The sequence below is a fragment of the Micromonospora maritima genome (assembly GCF_902825405.1).
GTDB classification, from domain to species: domain Bacteria; phylum Actinomycetota; class Actinomycetes; order Mycobacteriales; family Micromonosporaceae; genus Micromonospora; species Micromonospora maritima.
In genome coordinates, this window is the sequence record NZ_CADEAU010000432.1 from 1 (window position 1) to 4573 (window position 4573).

The following is a 4573-nucleotide window of genomic DNA, read 5'->3' on the forward strand; positions in this document are numbered from 1 at the left end:
AGCACCTCGGCGGCGGCGTGCGGGCCGCCCGGCACGGCCACCCAGCGGGCGGTACGGCCGGCCACCTCGTCGGCGGGCCCGGCGAAGCGGGCGAACGGCGGACCGCAGATCTCGGCCAGCTTCCGGGTGATGTCGAGGGCTCCGGGTCGGTCGGTGGAACGCGCAGCAGCCGCCATGGCGGTCATCGTACACATGTTCGAAAGACCTGGTGGCGGATCGGTGCGGCGCACGCGCCCGACGGTGGCCGCCGACCGGTAACGTGGCGCCGTGACCACGACCCCACCACCTGTCGCCAAGCGCGTTCCGGCCGAGCGGACCCACCACGGCGACACGGTCGTCGACGAGTACGCGTGGCTCGCCACCAAGGACGACCCGGACACGATCGCCTACCTGGACGCCGAGAACGCCCACACCGAGTCGCGCACCGCGCACCTGGCCGGGCTGCGCGCGGAGCTGTTCGAGGAGACCCGCCGACGCACGCAGGAGACCGACCTGTCGGTGCCGACCCGCAAGGACGGCCACTGGTACTACACCCGCACCGTGGAGGGGCAGCAGTACGGCGTGCACTGCCGGCGGGCGGTCCGCCCGGACGAGACCGTGCCCCCGGTCAGCGCGGACGGCGCCCCGCTCGACGGTGAGGAGGTGCTGCTCGACGGCAACCAGCTCGCCGAGGGGCACGACTTCTTCTCGCTGGGCGCGTTCGACGTGAGCCCGGACGGCCGCTGGCTTGCCTACTCCACCGACTTCTCCGGCGACGAGCGGTTCACGCTGCGGATCAAGGATCTGACCACCGGCGAGGTGCGGCCGGACGAGATCCCGGACACGTTCTACGGCACGGCGTGGTCCGCCGACGCCTCCACGCTGTTCTACGTGACGGTGGACGACGCGTGGCGGCCGAACCGGGTGTGGCGGCACACGGTGGGCACCCCGTCGAGCGAGGACGTGGTGGTCCACCAGGAGGACGACGAGCGGTTCTGGGTGGGCGTCGAGCTGACCCGGTCCGAGCGCTTCGTGGTCATCGACATCCACAGCAAGATCACCAGTGAGGTCCGGGTGATCCCGGCGGCGAACCCGACAGGTGAGCCGGCGGTCGTGGCCCCGCGCCGGCAGGGCGTCGAGTACGCGGTGGAGCACCACGGCCACCGCTTCCTGATCCTGCACAACGACGGCGCGGAGGACTTCGCGTTGGCGTACACCTCGGCGGACGCGCCCGGCGAGTGGACACCGCTGATCCCGCACACCCCGGGCACCCGGCTGGAGGCGGTCGACGCGTTCGAGAACCATCTCGTGGTCTCGCTGCGCGCCAACGGGCTGACCGGGCTGCGGGTGCTGCCGGTCGGCAGCGACGACAGCTGGGACATCGACTTCCCCGAGCCGATCTACAGCGTCGGGCTGGACGCGAACCCGGAGTACCGCACGGGCACGGTGCGGCTGCGCTACACCTCGCTGGTCACCCCCGACTCGGTCTACGACTACGACCTGGTCACCCGGGAGCTGACACTGCGCCGGCAGAAGCCGGTGCGGCCCGGACCGGACGGGCGGGCGTACGACCCGGCCGACTACGAGCAGCACCGGGACTGGGCGCTGGCCGACGACGGCACCCGCGTGCCGATCTCGCTGGTCTGCCGCCGGGGCACGCCGCGCGACGGCTCCGCGCCCGCGGTCATCTACGGCTACGGCTCGTACGAGGCGAGCATGGACCCGTGGTTCTCGATCGCCCGGCTGAGCCTGCTCGACCGGGGCGTCATCTTCGCGGTCGCACACATCCGGGGCGGCGGCGAGCTGGGCCGGCGCTGGTACGACGAGGGCAAGCTGCTGGCCAAGAAGAACACGTTCACCGACTTCGTGGCCTGCGCCCGGCACCTGGTCAAGGCCGGCTGGACGGCGAGCGACCGGCTGGTGGCCCGGGGCGCCTCGGCCGGTGGCCTGCTGATGGGTGCGGTGGCGAACCTCGCCCCGGACGCGTTCGCCGGAATCGTCGCGCAGGTGCCGTTCGTGGACGCGCTCACCTCGATCCTCGACCCGTCGCTGCCGCTGACGGTGACCGAGTGGGAGGAGTGGGGCAACCCGCTGGACGACCCCGAGGTCTACGCGTACATGAAGTCGTACACCCCGTACGAGAACGTGGCCCCGGCCGACTACCCGGCGATCCTGGCGGTGACCAGCCTCAACGACACCCGGGTGCTCTACCACGAGCCGGCCAAGTGGATCGCCCGGCTGCGCGCGCTGGCGCCGCAGGGCGACTACCTGCTGAAGACCGAGATGGGCGCGGGCCACGGCGGGCCGAGCGGCCGGTACGACGCCTGGCGCGAGGAGGCGTTCGTCAACGCCTGGACCCTCGACCGCCTCGGCCGCGCCTGAACCTCGATGTAAGGAAGGGCCCCTTGTTAACAGCCGCCTGTTAACAAGGGGCCCTTCCTCTACCGGAGACGTTAAGAAGGGGCCCTTCCTTACACCGCAAGCGCGGCGGCCAGCACCGCTGGGTCGGCGTTGCCGCCGGTGATCACCGCGACCGTACGCCCGGTCGGCAGCTCGTCGCGGTGGAACAGCCGGGCGGCGAGCGCGACCGCCCCGCTCGGCTCGGCCACCAGGCGCGCGTCCCGCAGCACCCGTCCGGTCGCCGCCATGATCTCGTCCTCGGTCACCGTGACGATGCCGTCGAGCCGCTCGCGCAGGTGCGCCAGCGTCAACGCGGACAGGTTGGTCCGCAGCCCGTCGGCGCAGGTCCGGTAGGTGCGGTCGACGTCCCAGACGACCACCTCGCCGGCGGCGAGCGACTCCACGGCGTCGGCGGCCAGCGCCGGTTCCACCCCGATCACGGCGGCCGACGGGCGCAGCGCCTTGACCGCCGTGGCGACGCCCGAGCCGAGGCCGCCGCCGCCCACCGGCACCAGCACCACGTCGACGTCGGGCAGGTCGGCGACGATCTCCAGCCCGATGGTGCCCTGTCCGGCGATGACCGCCGGGTGGTCGAACGGCGGCACGAGCGCCGCCCCGGTCTCCGCCGCGATCCGCTCCGCCTCGGCGAGCCGGCGGGCCTTCGGCACCGTCCGTACGTCGGCGCCGAGCGCCCGCATCCGGGTCACCTTGACCTCCGGGGCACCGTCGGGCACCACCACGACGCAGGGCACCCCGAATGCGCGGGCCGCGTACGCCAGCGCCTGCCCGTGGTTGCCGGAGGAGTGGGTGACCACGCCCCGGGACCGGACGTCCGGATCGAGCCGGGCCACCGCGTGGGTGGCGCCCCGCAGCTTGAACGAGCCGACCGGTTGCAGGTTCTCCGGCTTGAGCCACAGCTCGTCGTCCCAGGGCGCGGGCACCAGCGGGGTCCGCACCACGGTGCCCGCCACGTCGTCGGCGGCGGCCCGGACGTCAGCGATCGAGATCAGTTCCATCGCACCATCCTGCCCCGCACCTAGACTGCCGGGATGACCGACGAGGATCAGCAGGCGGCGCGACGCGGGCCGACCTGGCTGATCGTCGTGGCGGTCGTGGCCGCGCTGGCGGTCTGCTGCTGCTCGGGCGTGATCGGGCTGGCCGTGGCCGGATCGGCCGGGCTGCTCGGCCGTTGACCGGCCGTCGTCCTAGGTGGTGCGCAACTCCTCCACCGAGGTGCTGGCGCGCAGGAACAGCAGGCCGGCCGCGACGGTGACCAGCACCGCCGCCAGCCCACCCGCCGCGAGCCAGGCCAACTGGTCCCACGGGACCTCCGGCCGGACGACCACCTCCGGCACCCATTCGGTACGGGTGTAGCGGGCGCTGGTGGCCGGATCGTTGCACAGGTCGGGACCGGCGTCGCAGACCGTGGTCCGGTAGCCGCCGCCGCTCGGGTCGGGGAGCAGTCCCCGGGCCAGCAGGTATCCGACGGTCAGCGCGAGCCCGACCGCCGGCACGGCCGGGGCGAGCGACGCCCAGAGCAGCGCCCGGCCGATGACGGCGCGCGGCACGCCGGTGGCCACCTGGGCCGCGTACGCCCGGCGCCGGCTGGTGATGCCCTCGACCACGGCGACGAGCAGTCCACCGCCGGCGATCGCCATCGCCACCGCGATCCCCAGGTCGACCAGGCCCATCGCGTTGAGGTAGAAGTCCGGGTCGGACAGTCCCGCGCCGGTGCGGCGGGTCAGCTCGGCCTGGGCCAGGAAGTCGGCGCGGACCCCGGCGGCCCCGGCGCCGACGATCAACGCGGCGAGCAGGGCGGCGAAGGTGCGGCTGCCGGCCCACGGGTCGGCGGTGAGCCGGCGCGCCGCGAGCAGCGCGGCGGCGCTGCGGCCGTACCGGTGCAGCACCCGCCCGGTCCGGTGCGAGATCCACCCGGTGCCGGCGACGACCCCGACCATGGCGGCCAGCCCGCCGACCATCAGCATCAGCGGCGCCACCCAGTCGGGCTCGACGACGTCGCGCCGCTCGTACCAGAGCAGGACCGGGCGGATCGCCGCGAACGTGGCCAGCGCGGCCAGGATGAGCACGCCGGGCCACGGCCAGGGCGCCCGGGTGCGGACCCGGCGCACGACGCCGAACGGGGTGGTGGTGACGCGCCGCAGCAGCAGCGCGCTCGCCAGCGCGGCGACCAGCG

Annotated in this window: 3 protein-coding genes and 1 pseudogene; 2 read left to right on the forward strand and 2 right to left on the reverse strand. The window is 73.8% G+C overall.

Annotated features, from left to right (window positions below; translation table 11 throughout):
• Positions 1-267 precede the first annotated feature (267 nt).
• Positions 268-2361 carry a S9 family peptidase gene (locus HUW36_RS26345; protein ID WP_174530609.1) on the forward strand — a complete coding sequence of 698 codons (2094 nt, stop codon included), beginning with the start codon at positions 268-270 and terminating at the stop codon, positions 2359-2361.
• An 89-nt stretch (positions 2362-2450) separates the two neighbouring features.
• Here the strand turns inward: HUW36_RS26345 and HUW36_RS26350 are convergent, their stop codons facing one another.
• The gene (locus HUW36_RS26350) at positions 2451-3395 is read right to left on the reverse strand and encodes a threonine ammonia-lyase (RefSeq protein WP_174530610.1); all 945 of its coding nucleotides are present in this window, start codon (positions 3393-3395) and stop codon (positions 2451-2453) included.
• Positions 3396-3428: 33 nt separating this feature from the next.
• On the opposite strand from HUW36_RS26350, the gene HUW36_RS26355 reads away from it, so the two are divergent.
• Positions 3429-3572 (forward strand): hypothetical protein, encoded by a 144-nt coding sequence (locus tag HUW36_RS26355; protein ID WP_174530611.1) that lies wholly within the window; start codon positions 3429-3431, stop codon positions 3570-3572.
• 12 nt (positions 3573-3584) lie between these two features.
• Here the strand turns inward: HUW36_RS26355 and HUW36_RS26360 are convergent.
• Positions 3585-4573 (reverse strand): annotated as a pseudogene (locus HUW36_RS26360) (FtsX-like permease family protein); the annotation flags it as partial.